Source organism: Nocardiopsis sp. LDBS0036 (assembly GCF_041228755.1).
In the GTDB taxonomy this organism is placed as follows: domain Bacteria; phylum Actinomycetota; class Actinomycetes; order Streptosporangiales; family Streptosporangiaceae; genus Nocardiopsis; species Nocardiopsis dassonvillei.
Map to the genome: position 1 here is coordinate 2,157,206 of NZ_CP141103.1, position 19,391 is coordinate 2,176,596.

The window sequence follows — 19,391 nt, forward strand, 5'->3', positions numbered from 1 at the left end:
CGCCGCCGACGTCCCCGGCTTGGGGGACGGGCGGCAGTCACGGTCCGCGGCGGGGCGGACGAAGCCGACAGGAAGAGCACAGGCGGATTTCGGGCGGGCCCGGCCGAGGACGTGTGTCACCGAGCCCGGGGCACGCCGTTGCGCCCACCGGGGAGGCTGGAGGGTCTGAGTGCCTCAGACGAACTCGGGTGCCCCGGCGGGCATGGTAAATCGGAACTCCGCGCCGCCGCTGGGGGCGCGTCCGACGGTGATCGTGCCGCCGTGGGCCTCGACGAGGCCCTTGACGATGAACAGTCCGAGGCCGGTCCCGCCCCGGCGCTTGCTGCGCCAGAACTGGCGGAAGACGCGCGGAATGGTCTCGGGCGCTATGCCCTGGCCCTCGTCGCGCACCGACACCGCTGTTCCTCCCTCGCAGGGCTCGATCACCACACTGACAGTACCAGCGCCGTGCCGCACCCCGTTTTCCACGAGGTTGGACAGGATCTGCTCGATCTTGTCGGCGTCGAGCCACATGCGCGGCAGCTCCCCCCTGGTCTCGACCCGGAAGCGCTCCTCCGGTTCGCCGGAGGCGACGCGGCCGGCGACGACCCGGCGCACGGCGTCGGGCAGGTCCACCACCTGACGGCGCACCTCCAACCGGCCCGACTCTATGCGGGAGACGTCGAGCAGGTCGTGGATGAGGCGGGTGACGCGGTCGGCGTCGGCGTTGACCGTCTCCAGCATGAACAGCTTCTGCTTGTCGGTGAGCCGTTCCCACTTGGCGAGCAGGGTCGAGGTGAAGCCCTTGACGCTGGTCAGGGGTGAGCGCAGTTCGTGGGCGACCTCGGAGACCAGGTCGGCGCGGGAGCGCTCGGCGTGCGCGGAGGCGTCCCGCAGGGTGACGACCAGGCGGACGAGCTCTCCCCCGGGACGGGCGCGCACGTAGCGCGCGGCGACGAGCACCTCGCGGTCGTCGGGCAGCAGGAGGGCGCGCTCGGCCTGGCGGACGCGGTCGCGCGCACCGCCGTAGGGGTCGCTGGCCTGCCACCAGTCGTTTCCGTCGACGCCCACGAGGGGCAGGACGGCGCGGTAGTCGCGGCCCAGGGCGGACTCGGCGGGGATGCCCAGGACCTGGGCGGCCTGGGTGTTGAAGAGTACGACGCGACCACGGGAGTCGGCCACCACGACGCCGTCGGGCAGGTCGTCGGCGTGCAGCGGAGTGCCGCCCGGTCCGGCGGGCGAGCCGCCGTCGACCTCCCACAGGGCCGCGGGGACCCGGTCGCTCGCACGGGGCCCGGGAGCGTTCTCGGCGGGGACGTCCACGGCCGGTCCGGCTCCGTGCCCGGGGTCGTCCGGGGAGTGAGCGGTCCCGCTGCCCGAGTCCTCCGCCGGGTGGTCCACCTGCCGGCCGCTGCCCACGCCTCTCCCCGCCCCCCTTGAAGGTCCACGACCACAGGCTCCTGGGCCGAGAACCGCTGACCGGTCGTATCCGCGACACCCGTGGACACCACCGCAGGTTGTCTACCCTGCACTTCCACCTGGTACGCCTCGCGACCCGGGAACGGGCGCCCGACGACAGACGAGCGTACAAGCCCCCCTGCGACGGCCCGTCGCCCGGGAACGGGGATCGCGGGCCTCGGCACACGGTGCGTGCTCACACCATGTCGTCAAGCCTGCCTTGTGGGACAGGAAGGACACGGCGTCGCACCCGCGACACGGGTAGCCCGTCGGGCCCCACGCGCGACGCGCATGGACCCTCCCGCGATCCCCAGGCCCCGACCCTATAGGCACGCGGTGCCGATGCACGTGCACTTCGGGCGAACCCGGTACCCGGAATCCGCACGGGCGCCGGCGGCCGGGCCCGTGCGCGGGAGTTCCGCGAACGCACCCACTCCGTTGCGCACAGTCACTACGCGCGTCGTGAGCTGGGCCGATCCGAACCCGCCCGGCCCGGCTCAGGAACGCCGCTGCTGCCGCGCGGTGGTGTAGAGGCAGACCGCGGCCGCGGTGGCCAGATTCAGGCTTTCGGCCCCGCCGTAGATCGGGACGCTGACCGCGCCGTCGGTCAGGGCGACGGTCTCCTCGGGCAGTCCCCAGGCCTCGTTGCCGAACACCCAGCCGACCGGGCCGTCCAGGTCGCCGCTGTCGGCGACGGCGTGCAGGTCGCGCTGGCCGCTGCCGTCCGCGGCCCACACCCGCGCGCCCACGCCGCGCAGGAAGTCGACGGCGCGCGCCACGGGGACGCCCACGACCACGGGCAGGTGGAACAGGCTTCCGGCGGAGGCCCGCACGCACTTGCCGTTGTAGGGGTCGACGGAGGCGTCGGTGAAGATGACGACGTCGGCCCCGGCCGCGTCGGCGGTGCGCAGCACCGTGCCCGCGTTGCCCGGATCGCGGACGTGGGAGAGCACGGCCGCGAGGCGGACGTCGCCGACCCGCTCCAGGGGGACGTCGACGAACTCGCAGACGGCGATGACCCCCTGCGGGGTGACCGTCTGGGCCAGTTCCGACATCACGTCCAGACTGACCCTGTGGGTGGGCACGTCCACCGCGCGGGCGGCGTCCACCAGGTCGATGTGGCGCTGCATCGCCTCCGCGGTGGCGTAGACCTCGACCACGCCGGAGGCGGCCCCTCCGTGGGGGGACCGCCCCTGGGCACCGTCGACCGCCGCGGCCAGGGCCTCGCGCACAGCCTGCGGGCCCTCGGCGAGGAAGCGCCGCTCGCGTTGGCGGAAGGTGCGCTTGGCGAGCCGCCGAACCCCCTTGATCCTGGGTGAGCGGATGCTCGTGAACTCGTGGCTCGCCATCACCGCTCGCTTAGGCCGCGGCCTCGGCGGGGAGGGCCTTCTTGGCCGTCTCCACCAGGCTGGCGAAGGCGGCCTGGTCGTTGACCGCCAGCTCGGCGAGCATACGGCGGTCGACCTCGATGCCGGCCAGCTTCAGACCCTGCATGAAGCGGTTGTAGGTCAGGCCCTGGGCGCGGGAGGCGGCGTTGATGCGCTGGATCCACAGGCGACGGAACTGCCCCTTGCGGTCCTTGCGGTCCCGGTAGGAGTAGGTCATCGAGTGGAGCATCTGCTCCTTGGCCTTGCGGTACAGGCGCGAGCGCTGCCCGCGGTAGCCGCTGGCCCGGTCGAGGACGACCTTGCGCTTCTTCTTGGCGTTGAGAGCCCGCTTCACGCGTGCCACTGGAACTCCCTAGTTGTCTCTTCCGGCGCGCGCGGCGCGCCGACCGGCCCGGCTGCGTCGAACCCGGCGACCGTGTTGCTTCGGTGGTTCCCTCCCGGAGGCCGTCACCGCACCGGCCGTGACCGATGGGCGGGCGCTTCCGCGGAGGGGAGGGCCCGGGACTACTTGCCGAGCAGCTTGCGCATGTTCTTGGCGTCCGCGGGGGAGAGCACGGCCTCGTTGCCCAGCTTGCGCTTGCGCTTGGAGGTCTTGTGCTCAAGGATGTGGTTCTTGTTGGCACGGCGGCGCATGATCTTGCCGGAGCCGGTGACCTTGAAGCGGTCCTTGGCCCCACTGTGGGTCTTGTTCTTCGGCATGTCGCCGTCGTCTCCTACTCCGTCGGAGTGCCACCCGCCCCGAGGGGGCGGCTGACACGGTTCTTCCGCTGCTGCGGCGGGGACACCGCGCGTCGGGGCGCCGCATCCGGGCCGTGCGCGCGCAGCCCTTCTCACCACCCGGTCCCTACCGGCGACCGGGCGGTGGAGGACTCCGCGTCGCTAGGCGTCCGTGCTCTGCTCGCGGCGGGTCTTGTCCCCCGCCGCCGCGCGGGCCTCGGCCTTGTGCTCGGACCGCCGCTTGTGCGGGCCGATCACCATGACCATGTTGCGACCGTCCTGCTTGGGCTGCGACTCCACGGTGCCGAGGTCCTGGACGTCCTCGGCCAGGCGCGCCAGCAGTCGGCGGCCCAGCTCGGGCCGGGACTGCTCACGGCCGCGGAACATGATCGTCACCTTGACCTTGTCACCGCTCTTGAGGAACCGCACCACGTGACCCTTCTTGGTCTCGTAGTCGTGCGGGTCGATCTTCGGGCGGAGCTTGATCTCCTTGATGATCGTGTTCGACTGGTTCTTGCGCGACTCGCGGGCCTTGACCGCGGACTCGTACTTGAACTTGCCGTAGTCCATCAGCTTGGCGACCGGCGGGCGCGCGGTCGGTGCGACCTCGACGAGGTCGAGGTCGGACTCCTGGGCCAGACGCAGGGCGTCCTGCACGGAGACGATGCCGACCTGCTCGCCGTTGGGTCCGACGAGACGGACCTCGGGCACCCGGATGCGGTCGTTGATGCGGGGCTCTGCGCTGATGAGACCCCTCCCTAGCTATGTCGATTACCTGGGACCGGTCGCCCGCCTGGTGGTGGACGGCCATGTGGACCGGGCCGCCCTCGTCCGTCGGGCCGCCGGTCGAGTCGGGGTCCGCATACAGCGAAAACCCCGCCAGCGTGTGCAAGCGGGGTGATCCGACCGGATATTCCCAGCGAGGTCGCGCGCGTGGACCGGGCACCCCGGACACGGGTGCTCGGTCAACGTAACGCGGCGCGGTCGATCGCCGGGCCGGAACCTACGCGGGCGGTACCCGGCAGGTGGGAGGATCATCTCCGCTTGCGGCTCCGGTGTGGGACACACCGGACCAAGTCGATACCTCATCGTACCAGTGTCCGGAGCCCGTTCGTCCCACCCGGCCGGGCGCCCTCTCCGGCCGCGCTCAGGCGGAGACGGAGCGGCGGGCCAGTTCAGCCTCACCGGCCGCGCGCATGGCCTCCACGGGCACGTCGTCCACACCGGTCATCAGGCGGACCTGCTCGACGGCCTGGTGCAGGAGCATGGGGAAGCCGCCGACCACGCGGCCGCCGCGCGCGGCGACGGCCGCGGCGGCGCGGGTGGGCCAGGGCGAGTAGACGACGTCGAACAGGTCTGCGCGCGAGGCGGCGAGCAGGTCGGCGTGGAGGTCGGCCGCGCCCGAGGGCAGGGAGGACACGACCAGGTCCACGTCCAGGTGCTTGTCCACCTCGGCGAGCGGCGCCACCTCCAGCGGGTGGCCCGTGCGGCGGGCCGCGGCGGCCACCTGCCCGGCCCGGGCCGGGTCGCGGGCCAGCACGGTGACCGGCGCGGTCAGGCCGAGCAGGCGCAGCGCGACGAGGGCGGAGGCCGCCGTGGCCCCGGCCCCCAGGACGACCGCGCTGCGGGGGGCGTCGGCCCCGGCCTCGGCCAGGGCCGCGGTGATCCCCGCCACGTCGGTGTTGTGGGCGTGCCACTCACGCCCGCGGTGGACGAGGGTGTTGGCGCCGCCCGCCTGGAGGGCCAGGTCGGAGACCGTCTCGGCCAGCTCCAGGGCGCGGCGCTTGAGCGGCATGGTCAGGGAAAGCCCGGCCCACTCCCCGCCGAGTCCGGCGAGGAAGGGCGCGAGTTCCTCCTCACCGCACTCGTGCAGGCCGTAGGACCACTCGTCCAGGCCCATCGCCGCGTAGGCGGCGGTGTGCAGGACCGGTGAGAGCGAGTGGGCCACCGGCGAGCCCAGGACGGCGGCGCGCACCGTTCCCATGTCAGCGTCTCCCTACCACTCGGCCTGGTTCTCGGCGACCATCTGGTTGTGCTCCTCCAGGGTGGTGGAGAAACCGGTGTGACCGTTCTCGGGGTCGACGAGCGCGAAGTAGAGGTAGTCCTCGTCCGCCGGTTCCAGGGCCGCCTCGATGGCGTCCTGTCCGGGGGCCACGAACGGCCCGGCGGGCAGCCCGGTCATGCCGTAGGTGCTGTAGCCGCGCGGGTCGGCCTCGCAGGAGGCGCGCTGCTCGTCGTTGAGGAAGGTGCCCTCCTCACCCAGGACGTAGAAGCACGTGCTGTCCATCTGGAGCTGCATGCCCTCCTCCAGGCGGTTGTGCACGACCGCGGAGATGAGGGGCATGTCCTCCTTGGTGCCGGTCTCGGCCTGGACGATGGCCGCGATCGCCATGACCTCGTTGGCGTCGTAGCCCAGCGCCTCGGCCCTGCCCTCCAGGTCGATCTCCTCGGCGACCTGGGTGTGCTGGGTGACCATCGTCTTGAGCACCGAGAGCGCGTCGGCGCCCGGGTCGAACCGGTAGGTGGACGGGAACAGGTAGCCCTCGGGCCCCTCGGTGGCGTAGTCGGGCAGGCCGAGTTCGTCGGTCTGGGCGTAGGCCGCGTCCAGCTCCTCGACGCTCAGGTCGGTGGCCTCGGAGATCCTCTCGAAGATCCCGTCCGTGCGCAGCCCCTCGGGGATGGTGACGCGTCCGCCGACGCGGCTGGCCGGGTCGAGCAGGGCGGCCACGGCGGCCTCGCCGCTCATGCCCTGGGCCAGGGAGTAGGTGCCGGGGGCCAGTCCGGAGCCGAGCTCCTCCTCGGGGACGGCGTCCAGCGCGTTGAGGAACGCGCGGGGGCTGGCCACGATCCCGGCCTCGGCGAGGTTCTCTCCCACGACCGAGCCCGCGTCGCCCTGCTCGATGACGAACACGGTCTCGCCGCTGCCCTGGCCGTCGAAGTCGGCGGGCAGGACGTAGGTGCGGATGACGGCGTAGCCGCCGCCCGCCACGACCAGGAGCAGGACCAGGGCCAGCACGATCGTCAGGGCGCGGCTCCTGCGGCGGCGCTTCCTGCCGCCCTTGCCCGCGTTGGCGCGGGCCCTCTTGAGCTCCTTGGCCTTCTTGCGGCTGCTGCGTCCGCCCCCGTAGGCCTCGGCGATGTCGGCGAGGTTGGGCTCCTCGTACTCGTCCTCCTCCTCGGGCTCCTCCTCCGGCTCCTCGCGGCGGCCGCGCCTGCGGCGGCCTCCGCGCCGACCGTCGTCGGCCGCGGACGCGCGGCGTGAGCGGCGGGGACGGGGCTCGGGCTCCTCCTCGGGGGCCTCCTCGGCCGGGGTCTCGTCGGGCTCCTCATCGGGAGCCTCGTCCTCCTGCGGGGCCTCCTCCTCCACGGGGGCGCCGCGCCTGCGGCGGCCGCCGCCGCGGCGGCGGCCTCCCCGGTCCGCCTCGGCCTGCCTGCGGCGGGAGCGGCGCGAACGCGGCTCGGAGTCCTCCTGCGGCTCCTCGTCGGGGTCCGGGGCCTCGAACGCGCCGGAGTCGGGCTCCGGGGACGCGGCGAAGGCGTCGGTGCCGGGGAAGGCACCGCTGTCGGCGGGGGCGTCGGAACGCTCGTCCCACGGGTCCCGGTCGGCGCGGGCGCGGCGGCTGCGACGGGCCGGGGGCTCCTCGACCGCGGCGAACGCGCCGGTGTCGGCGGAGCCGCTGACGCCGGGGAAGGTCCCGGAGTCGAAGACGCCGCTGTCCTCGGGGGCGTCGTCCAGGAAGCCGCCGGTGGGCTCGTCGTCGCGCCTGCCACGCCTGCGGCGCGCGCGACGGCCGCGGGGCTCCTCCTCGGGGGGCGGAGCCGCGGCGGCGGGCGCCTCGTCGGCCGGGGCGCCGCGCCTGCGGCGCCCTCCGCCGCGGCGGGGCTCCTCGGGCTGAGGCTGGGGCTCGGGTTCGGGCTCGGGTCCGGGGCGGGCGCGGCGGCCGCGCCGGGGCGGCTCGTCCTCCCCTGAGGAAGCCGCCGCGGGGCCCCGCGCGGGCCGGGCGGGCGCGGCGGCCTCGCCCAGGTTGGCCAGGGCGGCCAGGGCGTCCTGGGTCGGGTCGCCCGCCGGACCGTCCTGGCGGGAGCGCGCGGGGCCCTGGGGGCGGGGCGACGGGGGTTCCTGGGACCGGGGCGCCTCGGGGGTCTGACGGCGGGGGGCGCTGGAGCGGGCGGCGCGTCCACCGCGCAGGGCGTCGGCGGCGCCGCCGCGTCGGGTGGGGCCCGAGGGACCGGAGGGGCCGGAAGGACCTGAAGGGCCTTCCGCCGGCGGCTCGGCGCGGTGACGGCGCCCGGACGGCTGTCCTTCGGGACTCAGCGGGTCGTACCCGCCGCCGCGGGATGCGTGCCGGGAGGTGCGGAACTCACCCGTGCCGGAGTCCTCGTTCCAGTCCGCCGGTTCGGGGCGCGCCCTGCGGCCGCGCGAGGGCGGCTGCGCGGGCGGGGGGCCGCTGAGCGGGTCGTAGTCGTAACCGCGCTCGCGGTCGGCTCGCCCACGATAGGGAGTGTCGGGGTAGTCATCCCTGTCGTTCATCATTCTCCCTGGCTGGAGCGGACGATCTCGCCCGGGGGATGGCCTGTTGACCGTTCCTGGTCCAAGGCGCTCTGGAGGAGCACGGTGGCGGCGGCCTGGTCGATGACCGACCTGCGGGCCCGGCCGCCCTTGGCGCCCTTGGCGGCGAAGGAGGCGCCGGAGAGCAGCTGGCTCTGGGCGGTCACCGTGGTGAGGCGTTCGTCGACCAGGCGGACGGGGACGGGGTGCAGGAGAGCGGCGAGCGTACGCGCGAAATCCCTCGCGGAGCGGGCCGCCGGGCCCTCCTCCCCCGACAGCGAGGCGGGGTAGCCCACCACGACCTCCCGTGCCTGCCGTTCCAGGACCAGCAGGGCGATGCGCTGCGTGTCGCCCTTTCCCCTCCGGATGGTCTCGACCGGGCTGGCGAGCATGCCGCTGGGGTCGCTCGCGGCGACTCCGATGCGTGCGTTGCCGGGGTCGACGGCCAGGCGCACACCGTGCCTCACGAGGACCTCTTCCCGGAACCGGGAGCGGTGCTCGGGCGGGCCGTGCCGTTGCGGACACGGCACCGCGGCTGGGAAATCCTCAACACGGTGGTCCTGTTCGTCAGCTGGATCGCGGGAAAGTCCGCACAGACAGCCGTGTGATCGGCTGTGACGCGCCACAGTATGCCCGATTCGATGACAGCACGCAGCCTCAACGATGTTGGGCGCCGTGCGGGGCCGCGGGCCGCGTCGGCCGCCTCGTACGGGGCGGTTCCGGCGGGGTCCGGGTCGGACGCGCTCCGTCAGAGTGTAAAACACCCCGGAGCCGGTGCTGCGCGGGCGAACGCCGCCGCGACACCCGGCCGCCGGGCCCGGGGCGGTTCCCCCGCAGGTGGCGGCGGGTCCGGGCCCGGTGGGGGCAAGCGTGCCCGAGCACCGTGGAATCCTCCACATAGTCACGCTTGGTTATGTTACATATTCATTTAGTGTCCACGCGGGGTTCAGTCGGCGCGCCCGGGGAAACGGCCGGGCCGGGTGGTCCTCGTCACGCCGGACACACGCCCGCGCACACGCGTCGGGCGTGCGCGGCACCGGTGCCGCGCACGCCCGTCGAAGCCGTCGGCCTAACCCCTGGCCACGCGCTCCTCGACGGCGCGCAGGGCCTCGTCCACCTTGGTGGCGTCGCTTCCGCCGCCCTGGGCGATGTCGGGCTTGCCGCCGCCACCGCCGCCGAGCGCGCGGGCCGCGATGCCCACCAGCTCGCCCGCCTTGATCCCGGCCTTCTGCGCGGCCTTGTTGGTCGCGATCACCACGACCGGGCGGTCCTTGGGCACGGCGGTCATCGCCACGACCGCGGGCTCGTCCTCGCCGAGGCGGCCGCGCACGTCCAGCACCAGCTTGCGCAGGTCGTCGCCGCTGGCTCCCTCCGGCGCGGGGGCGGCCACCACCAGCGCGGCGCCGTGACGGCGGGCGCCCTCCGCGATCGAACCGGCCGCCTGGAGCACCTGGGCCGCGCGCAGCTTCTCGATCTCCCGCTCGGCGGCGCGCAGCCGGGAGACCATGGAGTCGATGCGCTCGGGCAGTTCCTCGCGCGGGGTCTTGAGCTGCTCGGACAGCTGTCCGACCAGTGTCGACTCCTTGGACAGGCGCCGGAAGGCGTCCACGCCCACCGCAGCCTCCACGCGGCGCACGCCCGAGCCGATGGAGGACTCGCCGAGCAGCTTGACGATGCCTAGCCTCGCGGTGGAGGGCACGTGGGTTCCGCCGCACAGCTCGACGGAGTAGTCGCTCATCTCCACGACGCGTACGCGGTCGCCGTACTTCTCGCCGAACATGGCCATGGCGCCCGTCTTCAGCGCCTCGTCCAGGCTCTTCTCCTCGGTCTGGACCGGGATGTCGCCCGCCAGGACGGTGTTGACCTCCTCCTCGACCTCGGCCAGGCGCTCGCCGCCCAGCGCGCTGTCGGCGGTGAAGTCGAAGCGCAGCTGTCCGGGGCGGTTCTCCGAACCGGCCTGGCCCGCGGACGGGCCCAGCGCGTTGCGCAGCGCCGAGTGGATGAGGTGGGTCGCCGAGTGCGAGCGCTCGATGGCGTGGCGGCGGCCGGTGTCGATGCCCGCGTGCACGGTGTCGTCCAGGACCACCTCCCCGGAGCGGACGGTGCCGCGGTGCACGAACAGGCCGGGCAGCGGCTTCTGCACGTCCTCCACGTCCACCACGCCGCGGCCGTCCACGGTCAGCGTGCCGGTGTCGGCGAGCTGGCCGCCGCTCTCGGCGTAGAACGGGGTGCTGTCCAGGACGATCTCGACCTTGTCCCCCGCGCGGGCCGCGGGCGCCGAGACGCCGTCCACGACGATGCCCTTGACGCGCGACTCGCTCTCGGACTCGGTGTAGCCGAGGAAGTCGGTCTCCCCCGCGCCCTCCAGCATCCGCGCGTACAGGGAGATGTCGGCGTTGCCGAGCTTCTTGGACCTGGCGTCGGCCTTGGCGGTGTCCTTCTGGCGCTGCATGAGCTCGCGGAAGGAGGACTCGTCCACGGACAGGCCCTGCTCGGCCGCCATCTCCAGGGTGAGGTCGATGGGGAAGCCGTAGGTGTCGTGGAGCTGGAAGGCGTCCGTCCCGGAGAAGACGGTGCCGCCCCCGGCGCGCGTGCGCTCGGCGGCGCGGCCGAACAGCGCGGTGCCCGCCCGCAGGGTCTCGGCGAAGTTGCGCTCCTCGGTGTCGATCACACCGTGGATGACGTCGGCCCGGTCCAGCAGGTCGGGGTAGATGTCCTTCATCGCGTCGATGCTGACCTCGGTCAGCTCGTGCAGGAAGGCGGTCTCGGTGCCCGAGAGCAGGCGCAGGTTGCGGATGGAGCGGCGCAGGATGCGGCGCAGGACGTACCCGGCCTTCTCGTTGCCGGGCCGCACCCCGTCGCCGACGAGCATGACGGCGCTGCGCACGTGGTCGGCGACCACGCGGAGCATGACGTCCTGCTCCTGGTTGTCGCCGTAGCGGGTGCCGGTGAGCTCGGCGGCGCGGTGCAGGACGCGGCCGATGATGTCGGTCTCGTAGATGTTGTCGACGCCCTGCAGGACCGCGGCGAGGCGCTCCAGGCCCAGGCCGGTGTCGATGTTCTTCTTGGGCAGCTCCCCGAGGATGGGGTACTCCTTGCCGCTGCCCTCGCCTCGCTCGTACTGCATGAAGACGAGGTTCCAGATCTCGATGTAGCGGTCCTCGTCGGCCTCGGGGCCGCCGTCGACGCCGTACTCGGGACCGCGGTCGTAGAAGATCTCGGAGCAGGGGCCGCAGGGACCGGGCACGCCCATGTCCCAGTAGTTCTCCTCCTTGCCCATGCGCTGGATGCGCTCGGGCCGCACGCCCACCTTGTCGCGCCAGATCGCCTCGGCCTCGTCGTCGTCGAGGTAGACGGTGACCCACAGCCTCTCGGGGTCGATGCCGAAGCCGCCCTCCTCCACCGGCGTGGTGACCAGCTCCCAGGCCAGCGGGATCGCCCGCTCCTTGAAGTAGTCGCCGAAGGAGAAGTTGCCCAGCATCTGGAAGAACGTGGCGTGCCGGGAGGTCTTGCCGACCTCCTCGATGTCCTTGGTGCGGATGCACTTCTGCACGCTGGTGGCGGTGTCGTGGGGGGGCGTGCGCTGACCCAGGAAGTAGGGCTTGAACGGAACCATGCCTGCGGGCACCAGCAGCAGCGTGGGGTCCTCGGCGATGAGGCTTGCCGAGGGCACGACGGTGTGTCCGTTCTTCTCGAAGAAACTGAGGAAGCGGCGCGCGATCTCTGCCGTCTCCATTGATGCCCTCCTGCTGCTCGGCTCCGCCGCCCTGGGCGACGTGGCTGTCCCTGCCGGGACCGTGGTCACGCGTGGTCGGTAGGCGCCCATCGTAGAGGGAACCGTGATGCCAGCGCGCGTGGTTTGCGGGTGGCCGCCGGGGCCGTCCTGGTCAGGACAACGGCGGCGGCCTGGTTGTTCCCAGGCTATCGCCGCCGACCACCGCCGGGCCCCGTCGTCCACAGGCCCTCGGGAACGCGGCGGCGGCCCCGCGGGAGCGGGTCGCGGCGGACCCGCCGCCGGGGCTGGCCGTGGCCGCGGGAGAGCGCCGGGCCGCCGCGGGAGACGGAGGGAGGAGGGGTTCGCGTTTCGGCTTTTCCGTAACCCGGGACCGTCCGGAGGCCGGACCCCGCGAGGAGCCCCCGGCAGGACGCGTGAACCGGTGCCGCGCACGGCGAGGGGGACCGCGATCCCTCGCGGTCCCCCTGTGACCCGGACGGGCCGGCCCGCCTCAGTAGGCGGCGGAGGCGGGCCGGGTGTAGTAGGCGCGCGTGGCCTCCAGCAGCATGAGCACGATCATGAGGACGGCGAAGGCCAGCGGGACGACCGATCCCACGGCGCCGGTGACCGCGTTGAACACCAGGGAGAGCGCCGCCAGCCCCTGGAAGACCACGACCGACCACAGGACGCCCGCGCTGCGGCGGCCCATCAGCACGGCGAGGAGGGTGGACAGGACCCCGTAGACGAACGGGACGGCGCCGACGAGCGCGAAGAGCAGCCCCGCCTCGGTGGAGGAGACGGGAAAGCCCGCTCCCTCCTGCACGCCCTGCAGGAATTCCTCGCTGAACCGGCCGTCACCGGAGGCCATCGCGGCGGCCAGCCACAGCAGCCCGCCGAGCAGCAGGCCGCAGGCGCCGCCGATGAACATCAGCACCCGCACGGCGACGGCCGCGCCGGGCATCCTGACCGGGCCCGAGGGAAACGGGCCCAGCGGGGGGTGGCCGCCGTAGGGCGCGGGCTGCTGCGGGTAACCGCCCTGGTAGGGGTGGTTCGGGGGCTGTTGCGGGTAACCGCCCTGGTAGGGACCGTTCGGAGGCTGCTGCGGGTGCACGGGCGGCTCCAAGGCGAGGGGGATCGCGTGTCTCGTGGACCACTGTAGGGGACGGCTAACCGGACCCGGGCAGCCCGCGGTCGTCGGCCTCCGACAGGGACCGGCGCCCCTTCCGGGGGGCGTACAGGCGCAGGAGTTCCTCCTCCTGCTCGCGCACGGCGTCGGCGAGGTCCTCGTTGAGTTCACGCAGAGCGCCGCGGTACTCGCTGACCTGGCCCTCCACGCGCTCGGCGATACCGCCCGGGGTGAGGGCCCGCCGGGCGCGGTGGACGCGGTGGACCGCGTAGCCGCCGATGGCGGCCCCCGCGGCGAGGTAGAGCAGTCTGCCGATCACCGGTTCGCCTTCCTCCTGCGGGTGCGCACGACCGCCAGGGCCCTGCGCTGGCCGAGGACGCGGCGCACCCCGTAGGACAGCGAGGCCGCCTTCACCAGCGGCCCGGTGAGCACCGAGCGGGTCAGCGCGGTCATCGTGGAGACGTCCTCGGAACTGGCCTGCACGTTGGCGGTGATCTCCTCGACCCGTTCCAGCGAGGTGTTGGTGCGCTCCACCGTGGACGCGACGTCGTCCAGCAGGGGCGGGGTGCGGTCCCCCAGTTCCGACACGACCTTGGTCGCCTCGTTGATGAGCTTGATGAGCTTGACGAGCGCCACGCACATGAACGTGGCCAGCACCGCCCAGACCACCGCGGCGACGAGCGCGGCGACCTCTCCTCCGGTAAGCATGCGGGCTCCGTGGACAGATAGAGGGTGACTTCGAGGGTGTGCGGCGGCCCCTCGCGCACGCGCCGGGACCGGGGGACGCCGGCGACCGCGCCGGACCGGGCGCCGCGAACGGGCGTTCCCGGGCTCGGCGGATCCTCCCCTGTGGTCCGCGCGGGACGGGCCGGTTTCGGCCGACCCTATCGCGTCCCGCCTTCGGGTGGGCGAGGACGCCACGGCGCGTCCGCACCCCCTGCGGGACGACCGATCCGGGCCACGGGGATCGACGCTCCACCCGCCCTGGGGGACAATCGACCGCAAGCCCGGTCCTTCCGAAAAGCTGACTACGATGTGCGGACACTCAGCCGCCCCTCGGCCCCAGAAGCATCGACAGGACGCTCATGAGCCCTCGTTCTCCCCGAGAGATCTCCGTACTGGTACCGCCGGACCTGGCCCCCCTCTATCCGGACGACCCCTCACGGATCGGTCCCTACCTCGTCCTCGGACGGCTGGGGCAGGGGGGCAGCGGCACCGTCTACGCGGCCGTGGACACCGCCTCCGCGAGCGCGGACGACCGTCTGGTGGCAGTGAAGGTCCTCACATCCGCCGAACTGGAGTCCGCTGACGCCTACCCCGCGCTGGAGCGGAGGCTGCGGGCCCTGTCCAACGTCGACTCCGCGCGCGTGGTCGTCCCCCTGGCCTTCGACAGCGACGCCAACCCCCCGTGGCTGTCCATGCCCTACATGGCGGGCGAGCGGCTGTCCCACTTCGTCACCAAGCGCGGCGGGCTGGGCACCGGAAAGCTGATCGCGCTGGCCACCGGCCTGGCCGAGGGGCTGTCCGCGCTGCACGCGCGCGGCGTGGCGCACGGGTCGCTGCGCCCCGGCGAGATCCTGCTGGAGTCGCGCGGCCCGCACATCATGGAGTGCGCGGTCGTGGCCTCCCCCGAGCGCATGCGCGGGGCGGGGGCGACCTGGCTGAGTCCCGAGCGCTTCCGCGGCGGGGCGGCCACGCCCGCCGCCGACGTGTTCGCCTGGGGCGCCGTGGTCGCCTTCGCCGGGACCGGGCGCCTGCCCTTCGGCCCCGGGGAGCCCGAGGAGATCGCCGAGCGCGCCGCGCAGGGCTCCTTCGACCTGACCGGTCTGGCCAAGGGGCTGCAACCGGTGGTCGGGCGCTCGCTGGACCCCGACCCGGACGGCCGCCCCAGCCTGCGCGAGGTGATCGGCGCGGTCATCGCGGTGTGGCAGGCGCAGAACGCCTCGGAGGGCGGCGGGGGCGCTGCGGGCTCCCCTGCCGGGGGCGCGGCCGCCGCACCGGACCGCGACGAGCTGGCGCGCATCCTGGAGCGCGAGTGGCACGCCGTGGAGCCGCCCGCGCGGGTGCCCGAGGTCATCCGGCTGGAGGGGCGCATGTCCAACCGGCGCCCCGCACGGGCCGTGTTCCTGGCCGCGAGCGCGGTGCTCGCGCTGGCGCTGGTCGGCGGCGGCGTGTGGGGCGTCTCGCGGCTGCTCGCCCCCGAGCAGGGGGACGCCCTGGTCGCGGGCGCCGCCGGGGAGGGGTCCGCGTCGCCGAGCCCCGTCGCCGAGGAGGACCCGCTGACCCTGGTGGTGCGGTTCGACCCCGCCGAGCAGGAGTCCCCCGAGACGGGGCCGTGGGTGTACACCCCCGTTGACCGCGAGGACGAGCCGGTCCGGGGCCGGGGCATCCCCAGCCACGCGGCCTGGGCCGAGCAGTGGGACGTGGCCGGGGAGCCCGGCGAGGCCGTCATCGCCCCCGACGCCGAGGTGCTCTGCGCCAAGTTCTGCGCCGCGCCCGAGCACCTGTTCATCGACGAGGAGGGCCGCGGCACCTGGGAGCTGACCGGGAGCGACTTCGTCGACTACCTGTCGTGGGGCCCGGTGGTCATCGTGGAGGTGACCTTCGCCGAACCCGCCGGGGAGGGGGGCGAGGGGCCCCGCGAGATCGTGCGGGTCACGGAGCTGTTCACCGACTGACCGTCGCGGCAGGGGCTCCCGTACCCGGGTCTCCTCCCCCTCGGGGCGGACGGCGTCGGGCCGCCGCACGCGCGCCGGTACCGCGGGCCGCTGCCCCGGCGCTCAGCCGCGCTGCCCGCCGCCCCGCAGGACCTCCTTGATGCGCTGGAGGACCTCGCCGAAGCGCCGTTCGGCGCCGTGCTGGGTGGGCCGGTAGTACTCGCGGTCGGCGAGGCCGTCGGGGGCGTGCCTCTGGGGGGCGACGCCGCCGGGGAAGTCGTGGGCGTAGCGGTAGCCCTTGCCGTGGCCGAGTTCGGCGGCGCCCCGGTAGTGGCCGTCGCGCAGGTGGGCGGGGACGGGCCCGGCCAGGCCCGCGCGCACGTCGGCCGCGGCGGCGTCGATGGCGGAGACGACCGCGTTGGACTTGGGGGCCAGGCTGATGTGGATGACGGCCTGGGCGAGGTTGATGCGGGCCTCGGGCATGCCGATGAGCTCCACGGCCTGGGCGGCGGCCACGGCGGTCTGCAGGGCGGTGGGGTCGGCCATGCCGACGTCCTCGCTGGCGTGCACGACCACGCGTCGGGCGATGAAGCGGGGGTCCTCCCCCGCCTCGATCATGCGGGCGAGGTAGTGCAGGGCGGCGTCGGGGTCCGAGCCGCGCATGCTCTTGATGAAGGCGCTGACGACGTCGTAGTGCTGGTCGCCGGAGCGGTCGTAGCGCACGGCGTGCCGGTCCACGGCGCGTTCGACGTGTTCGGCCGTGATGGTGACCGGCTCCGCGCCGGGGGCGCCGGCGACGAGCGCGGCGGCCTCCAGGTAGGTCAGGGAGCGGCGGCCGTCGCCGCCCGCGAGGCGTACGAGGTGGTCAGCGCCCTCGTCGGAGAGCGTGTAGCGCCCGTCCAGCCCGCGCTCGTCGGCCAGCGCCCGGTCCACCAGGGCGCGGACGTCGGCGTCCTCCAGCGACTCCAGGGACAGCAGCAGCGAACGCGACAGCAGGGGGCTGACCACGGAGAAGAAGGGGTTCTCGGTGGTGGCGCCGATGAAGCTGACCCAGCGGTTCTCCACGGCGGGCAGCAGCGCGTCCTGCTGGGTCTTGTTGAAGCGGTGGACCTCGTCCACGAAGAGCAGGGTGCGGGTGCCGTGCATGCCCATGCGGCGCCGGGCGTCGTCGATGACGGCGCGCACGTCCTTGACCCCGGCGTTGACGGCGGACAGCTCCACGAAGCGGCGCTTGGTGACGCGGCTGACCACGGTGGCCAGGGTGGTCTTGCCGGTGCCGGGCGGGCCCCACAGGAACACGGACATGGGCGCGTCGTCCTCGACCAGGCGGCGCAGCGGGCTGCCCTCGCCGAGCAGGTGGCGCTGGCCCACGACCTCGTCGAGGGTGCGGGGGCGCATGCGCACGGCGAGCGGTTCCTGGCCCCTGGCGGCCTCCGCGCCGGCGTCGTCGAAGAGCGTGTCGGACACCTGTCCAGGGTAGGCGGCCGAGGGCACCGGTCAGGTCGCGGTCGCCACGGCGGCGCGGTCCCGCGCCGGCTCGGTGGAGGGGATCATGCGGGTGATGAGCAGGGCGATGTCGTCGCCGCGCCCGGCCGGGGCCATCTCGGCGATGACGTGCGCGGCGGCCTCGGGGTCCTCGTGGTGCTTGGAGAGCGCCGCGCCGACCCGGGCCAGCCCCTCGCCCATGGGCACCTCGGAGCTCTCCACGAGTCCGTCGGAGCACAGCAGCAGGGCGGTGCCGGGCGGGAGCATGCGGGTGGTGACGGCGTACTCGGGGTCGGAGAGCACGCCCAGCGGCGGGCCGGTCTCGGGCTCCCAGAGCTCGTAGCCGCTCCGGGTGGCCAGGACGACCGGCGGCTGTCCGGCCCAGGCCGCCTGCATGACGCCGCTCTCGCGGTCCACGACGAGGTAGCCGCAGGTGGCGAAGACGATCTCGCCGGTCTCGGTGAGCAGGCGGTTGGTCTCGCCCAGGACGACGCCGGGGTCGGACTGGTTGGTGGCGTAGGCGCGGAAGGCCACGCGGATCTGGCCCATGGCGGCCGCCGCCTCGACGCCGTGCCCCTGGACGTCGCCGACCAGGAGGCCGACCTTGTTCTCGGGGAGTTCGATGACGTCGTAGAAGTCGCCGCAGATGCGCCAGTCCGCGCGGGAGGGCAGGTACTTGGTGGCGATGTCCATGTCCGGGAAGCTGGCCACCTGGCGGGGCAGCATGCGGCGCTGGAGCGCGTCGGCCAGCTCCAGCTCGGCCTGCTGCGCCTTGATCCGTTGGAGGGCCTGCCCGGCGAGTCCGGCGAAGGTGAGCATGAGGGCCCGCTCGTCGCGGCTGGCGTGGTGGGGGCGGTCCCAGACCATCTGCCACACGCCCAGGGCGACCTTGCCGTCGCCGAAGATGGGCACGGTGGCCCAGGCCTGGCCGCGCACCTGGCGCATGAGTTCGACGGCGGCGGGGAAGCGGCTGATGATCTCGGCGCGGCTCTCGAAGAAGCGGGGCTGGCGGTCCTGGATGACCGCGCCCATGGGGAAGTCGGTGTCGTCGGCGCGGCGGCCGTCTATGCGCTCGATGTTGCTGGTGGCGCTCTTGGCGTGTGCGCTGGGCGAGCTGCGCAGCAGTCCGTTCTCGACGTAGAGGGCGACGGCCTGGACTCCGCCGAAGATGGGCAGGAACTCCTCGCTGAGCAGGTCCATGACCTTGTCGACGGTGGTGGCCGAGACGAGTTTGGAGGACAGTTCGGTGACCAGGCGGCCGTGCTCGGCCTCGGTGCGGCGGCGGTCGGCGAGGCGGCGTACGAGCTGGACGTGCTCGGTGACGTCGTCGACGATGCCCACGAGGCGGTCGGGATCGCCTGGCACGTAGCGGGCGCGCACGTGCAGGGAGCGCTCGTCGCCGAGGCGGTCGAAGACGCGGAAGCGCTGTTCGTAGTCGCGCCCGGCGAAGGAGGCGGAGATGGCGTCGCGCACGCGGGCGATGTCGTCGGGGTGGACGCGCTCCAGGATGCGTTCGAGTTCGCGGTCGTTCCCGGCCAGCAGCGCGCCGAGCGGGGTGGGGCCGAACATCTCGCGCAGGCGTCCGCTGGCCGGGTCCAGGCTCCACAGCACGGAGTCGGAGTTGTCGGTGCGCAGCTCGCCGATCACGCGCAGGTCGGCCTCCTCGGTGGAGAGCAGGTGCAGCAGGACGACCGCGCGGGCGTCCTCCGGGCCGTCCCCGGGCAGGGGGCGCAGCTCGGCCTCCACCAGGTGGGCGGCCTTGTCGGCGACCTTCAGGCGCAGGCGGGACCGGCGACCCCGGTTCCCGGCGAGTGCCTCGTGGTGTGCGCGGGCGCCGCGCTGGGCGTCGTCACCGTCGAGGAGGTCGAACCAGGCCCCTCCGTCGAGGTCGGAGGCGTCGCGGCCGAAGAGTTCGGTGAAGGCCAGGTTGGCGTGCACGATCGCGCCGTCGGCCAGGGTGAGCACCATGGGCTCGGGGGCGTGGGAGAACGCCTCCGCGAGAGCGCTCTCGGAACCATCGCCTGAAGCGCGTTTTCCGTTCACGTATGACTCATCCTCATGTCGTCTCGGACGTCACACCCGCGCGCAGGCGCGGTCACCCTTGAAACGTTCCGACCGGCTCATTCTAGTGTCCGGGGCTGGGCCGGATCTGGTGCCGGAACAGGGGCAGGGCCGACGCACGCGTCGTCCGGCGTCCGTGTGACCTGGCTGGACGCGGACCCGCGTGCTCCATCGGCGCGACGGGAGGGCGGTCGATTCCGCACCCGGGGTCGCACCCGAGCGACCACAGGATGGAAATCGTTATGCCCGTGTGACT

Annotated in this window: 15 protein-coding genes; 1 reads left to right on the forward strand and 14 read right to left on the reverse strand. The window is 73.6% G+C overall.

Annotated elements, in window-relative coordinates; genetic code table 11:
* Window positions 1–174: 174 nt before the first annotated feature.
* From UIS43_RS08995 to UIS43_RS09050, 12 genes are all read right to left on the reverse strand, one after another.
* Window positions 175–1,398: a HAMP domain-containing sensor histidine kinase gene (locus tag UIS43_RS08995; RefSeq protein ID WP_071622442.1), complete on the reverse strand. Its 1,224-nt coding sequence runs from the start codon at window positions 1,396–1,398 to the stop codon at window positions 175–177.
* 536 nt (window positions 1,399–1,934) lie between these two features.
* Window positions 1,935–2,786, reverse strand: a complete 852-nt coding sequence (locus UIS43_RS09000; RefSeq protein ID WP_013154084.1) for an RNA methyltransferase — start codon at window positions 2,784–2,786, stop codon at window positions 1,935–1,937.
* A 10-nt stretch (window positions 2,787–2,796) separates the two neighbouring features.
* A complete protein-coding gene (rplT, locus tag UIS43_RS09005) occupies window positions 2,797–3,168 on the reverse strand; it encodes a 50S ribosomal protein L20 (protein WP_013154085.1) in 372 nt (123 codons plus the stop codon).
* A 161-nt stretch (window positions 3,169–3,329) separates the two neighbouring features.
* Window positions 3,330–3,524, reverse strand: a complete 195-nt coding sequence (gene rpmI, locus UIS43_RS09010) for a 50S ribosomal protein L35 (RefSeq protein ID WP_013154086.1) — start codon at window positions 3,522–3,524, stop codon at window positions 3,330–3,332.
* 180 nt (window positions 3,525–3,704) lie between these two features.
* Complete coding sequence (gene infC / locus UIS43_RS09015) at window positions 3,705–4,289, reverse strand: translation initiation factor IF-3 (RefSeq protein ID WP_081461740.1); 585 nt, start codon at window positions 4,287–4,289, stop codon at window positions 3,705–3,707.
* A gap of 400 nt (window positions 4,290–4,689) precedes the next feature.
* Entirely contained in the window at window positions 4,690–5,526 is an 837-nt protein-coding gene (locus UIS43_RS09020) for a shikimate dehydrogenase (RefSeq protein WP_198048803.1), read from the reverse strand.
* 12 nt (window positions 5,527–5,538) lie between these two features.
* Window positions 5,539–8,073 (reverse strand): endolytic transglycosylase MltG, encoded by a 2,535-nt coding sequence (gene mltG / locus UIS43_RS09025; RefSeq protein ID WP_071622444.1) that lies wholly within the window; start codon window positions 8,071–8,073, stop codon window positions 5,539–5,541.
* Window positions 8,073–8,558: a Holliday junction resolvase RuvX gene (gene ruvX / locus UIS43_RS09030; RefSeq protein ID WP_013154090.1), complete on the reverse strand. Its 486-nt coding sequence runs from the start codon at window positions 8,556–8,558 to the stop codon at window positions 8,073–8,075. Before ruvX ends, mltG begins: the two co-directional genes overlap by 1 nt.
* Window positions 8,559–9,160: 602 nt before the next feature.
* A complete protein-coding gene (gene alaS, locus UIS43_RS09035; RefSeq protein WP_013154091.1) occupies window positions 9,161–11,827 on the reverse strand; it encodes an alanine--tRNA ligase in 2,667 nt (888 codons plus the stop codon).
* 490 nt (window positions 11,828–12,317) lie between these two features.
* Complete coding sequence (locus UIS43_RS09040) at window positions 12,318–12,917, reverse strand: proline-rich domain-containing protein (RefSeq protein WP_071622446.1); 600 nt, start codon at window positions 12,915–12,917, stop codon at window positions 12,318–12,320.
* 55 nt (window positions 12,918–12,972) lie between these two features.
* A complete protein-coding gene (locus tag UIS43_RS09045; RefSeq protein WP_071622447.1) occupies window positions 12,973–13,251 on the reverse strand; it encodes a hypothetical protein in 279 nt (92 codons plus the stop codon).
* Entirely contained in the window at window positions 13,248–13,640 is a 393-nt protein-coding gene (locus UIS43_RS09050; protein WP_013154102.1) for a DUF948 domain-containing protein, read from the reverse strand. Before UIS43_RS09050 ends, UIS43_RS09045 begins: the two co-directional genes overlap by 4 nt.
* 377 nt (window positions 13,641–14,017) lie before the next feature.
* Here UIS43_RS09050 and UIS43_RS09055 point away from each other — a divergent pair, with 377 nt between their 5' ends.
* Window positions 14,018–15,610: a serine/threonine-protein kinase gene (locus UIS43_RS09055; protein ID WP_013154103.1), complete on the forward strand. Its 1,593-nt coding sequence runs from the start codon at window positions 14,018–14,020 to the stop codon at window positions 15,608–15,610.
* Window positions 15,611–15,712: 102 nt separating this feature from the next.
* Here the strand turns inward: UIS43_RS09055 and UIS43_RS09060 are convergent, their stop codons facing one another.
* Window positions 15,713–17,056: a replication-associated recombination protein A gene (locus UIS43_RS09060; protein ID WP_019610761.1), complete on the reverse strand. Its 1,344-nt coding sequence runs from the start codon at window positions 17,054–17,056 to the stop codon at window positions 15,713–15,715.
* 30 nt (window positions 17,057–17,086) lie between these two features.
* The gene (locus UIS43_RS09065; RefSeq protein ID WP_370012949.1) at window positions 17,087–19,117 is read right to left on the reverse strand and encodes a SpoIIE family protein phosphatase; all 2,031 of its coding nucleotides are present in this window, start codon (window positions 19,115–19,117) and stop codon (window positions 17,087–17,089) included.
* Window positions 19,118–19,391: the final 274 nt, after the last annotated feature.

What these genes read in the sequence shown, in the direction of transcription:
- UIS43_RS09020 (WP_198048803.1), bottom strand. Translation starts at nt 5,526, where the DNA reads ATGGGAACGGTGCGCGCCGCCGTCCTGGGCTCGCCGGTGGCCCACTCG.
- UIS43_RS09055 (WP_013154103.1), top strand. Translation starts at nt 14,018, where the DNA reads ATGAGCCCTCGTTCTCCCCGAGAGATCTCCGTACTGGTACCGCCGGAC.
- mltG (WP_071622444.1), bottom strand. Translation starts at nt 8,073, where the DNA reads ATGAACGACAGGGATGACTACCCCGACACTCCCTATCGTGGGCGAGCC.
- UIS43_RS09000 (WP_013154084.1), bottom strand. Translation starts at nt 2,786, where the DNA reads ATGGCGAGCCACGAGTTCACGAGCATCCGCTCACCCAGGATCAAGGGG.
- alaS (WP_013154091.1), bottom strand. Translation starts at nt 11,827, where the DNA reads ATGGAGACGGCAGAGATCGCGCGCCGCTTCCTCAGTTTCTTCGAGAAG.
- UIS43_RS09050 (WP_013154102.1), bottom strand. Translation starts at nt 13,640, where the DNA reads ATGCTTACCGGAGGAGAGGTCGCCGCGCTCGTCGCCGCGGTGGTCTGG.
- rpmI (WP_013154086.1), bottom strand. Translation starts at nt 3,524, where the DNA reads ATGCCGAAGAACAAGACCCACAGTGGGGCCAAGGACCGCTTCAAGGTC.